The sequence below is a fragment of the Thalassolituus hydrocarboniclasticus genome, from assembly GCF_025345565.1.
In the GTDB taxonomy this organism is placed as follows: Bacteria; Pseudomonadota; Gammaproteobacteria; order Pseudomonadales; family Oceanobacteraceae; genus Venatoribacter; species Venatoribacter hydrocarboniclasticus.
Map to the genome: position 1 here is coordinate 325680 of NZ_CP054475.1, position 1609 is coordinate 327288.

General features: G+C 49.9%; 2 protein-coding genes. Both read left to right on the forward strand.

Features of this window, described 5'->3' with window-relative positions; genetic code table 11:
* The first annotated feature begins 55 nt into the window (after nucleotides 1–55).
* Complete coding sequence (locus HUF19_RS01460; RefSeq protein WP_260998171.1) at nucleotides 56–592, forward strand: SPOR domain-containing protein; 537 nt, start codon at nucleotides 56–58, stop codon at nucleotides 590–592.
* A 3-nt stretch (nucleotides 593–595) separates the two neighbouring features.
* On the forward strand, nucleotides 596–1390 hold the full coding sequence (locus HUF19_RS01465) for a DUF817 domain-containing protein (RefSeq protein ID WP_260998172.1): 795 nt from the start codon (nucleotides 596–598) through the stop codon (nucleotides 1388–1390).
* Nucleotides 1391–1609 lie beyond the last annotated feature (219 nt).

Sequence of the window (1609 nt, forward strand, 5' to 3'; positions counted from 1 at the left end):
CGCAGCGGAGTCTGCGGCTTTATTCTTTTTAACGAACACGGAAAAAGGCAACGAAATGTCGGACAGCGCAAGTCGTATTCCCAAGTGGGTGTGGGTAACCACGCCAACACTGGCAGTCGCCTTTATCGGATTTATTCTGTATCTGGCGACCATTCCCGCCGGCGATGAACTGGAAGCCGTAAAAGGCGATGCCAAAAAAGCGCTGAAACTGGGTGTGGAAAAAGCCAAAGAAGAAGCGGCAAAAGAAGTCGCCAAGCCCAGCTATGAATTTTACCAGCTGCTGGAAAATCAGACCGTCGAGGTACCTAAAGTCGATGTGTATAAATCGACACCCAAAGACGCCGAAGTCAGCTACACCTATCGTTTACAGGCCGGTTCTTTCCGCTCCGCTGACGATGCTGAGCGCCTGCGTGCCAGCCTGCTGCTCGAAGGCCTGAATGCCTACCGTCAGGAATCGACCGTTAATGGCAGCACCTGGCACCGTGTATTTGTCGGCCCCTTTACTGACCGCTCAAAGATGAACAAAGCACAGGACTTGCTGGTCAGCCGTAATATCAGTCCGTTAGCGCTGAAAGAACCGGTTAAGAAATAAACCGTGCAACATCATCGTGCCATGGACTGGCTGCACGAATTCTGGTTATTTGGTCTGAAGCAGGCCTATGCCTGCCTGTTCGGCGGATTCCTTTTATTGGTAATGATTGTTACCCGTTACTGGTATCCGCTTGAATCTCTGCACCGTTACGATTTTATTTTTCTTGCCGCTATCGCTTTTCAGCTGCTGTTACTGGCCTTTAAGCTGGAAACCCTGCGCGAAGCCTGGGTGATCATCGTATTCCATCTGGTGGCCACCGTGATGGAATTATTCAAAACCTCAGACGCCATCGGCTCCTGGGTTTACCCCGAAGATTATGTATTTGGTATAGGCAACGTACCGCTGTTTACCGGCTTTATGTACAGTGCCGTGGGCAGCTATATTGCCCGCGTATGGCGGATATTCGACTTCCGCTATTCGTATTACCCGCGCCGCCGCTGGACCATTATTCTGGTGGTTCTGATTTACCTGAATTTCTTCAGCCATCATTTTATCTGGGATCTGCGCTGGCTGCTGCTGGGGGCAACCATCGTTTTATTTGCCCGCACCCATATTTATTTCCGTATGCACCGCGAGCACCGCCATATGCCGCTACTGGTTGGCTGGCTGCTGGTGGCCCTGTTTATCTGGCTGGCAGAAAATATCGCCACCTACACCAATATATGGATTTACCCCAATCAGCAGAATGGCTGGCAAATGGTGCCGCTGGCCAAACTGTCCTCCTGGTATTTACTGATGCTGCTGAGCTTTGTGCTGGTGTCGTTAATTAACAGGATTGAGATACAGGTGCGGAAATAGTCTGGACATGGATTGGCCGACTTAGAAATCAGCGCAGTATAGAGCTTTTTACTTTTTGTAAAGCAATCAGGGGGAAAATACTGCTGAGCTATGGCAAGAAGAGCGGTCAGTCTTGCTTTATATCAATAACTTCCCGGGGTGTTGATAAGTCTGTTGAAAGCCTCTGGGTAGGCTGTTAGTATCCGCGCATCTATGGACGGATACAATCAAAGGACTGGT

Coding starts and splice junctions, on each gene's coding strand:
- HUF19_RS01460 (WP_260998171.1), top strand. CDS start 56: ATGTCGGACAGCGCAAGTCGTATTCCCAAGTGGGTGTGGGTAACCACG.